Source organism: Ferrovum myxofaciens (assembly GCF_000735045.1).
Classification (GTDB): domain Bacteria; phylum Pseudomonadota; class Gammaproteobacteria; order Burkholderiales; family Ferrovaceae; genus Ferrovum; species Ferrovum myxofaciens.
In genome coordinates this window covers 1-253 of the sequence record NZ_JPOQ01000340.1, presented here as the reverse complement: position 1 = coordinate 253, position 253 = coordinate 1, and the positions used below count along the sequence as shown (strand labels likewise).

Genomic DNA, 253 nt, shown 5'->3' with positions numbered 1-253 from the left:
GCTGCCTGGCATTTTACCTTCGCCAAGAATGGCGTTTCCGCCATGACACTGCATCGGATCCTTGGTTTCGGCTCCTACCCTACCGCTTGGGCGATGCTGCACCGTTTCCGGTGCGCAATCAGCCATACGGGGCACGACATGCTGTCCGGACATGTCGAAGTGGATGAGACTGTCTTTGGTGGCGTCAGGCACGGCAAGCGCGGGCGCGGTGCCGGAGGCAAGGTGCTGGTCGCCATCGCCGTGGAGTTGCTTT

1 protein-coding gene is annotated in these 253 nt (G+C 61.3%); it reads left to right on the top strand.

From position 1 onward, the window contains the following. The coding region (locus IV91_RS0113915) for an IS1595 family transposase (RefSeq protein WP_031599435.1) at positions 1-253 on the top strand (253 nt) is incomplete at both ends.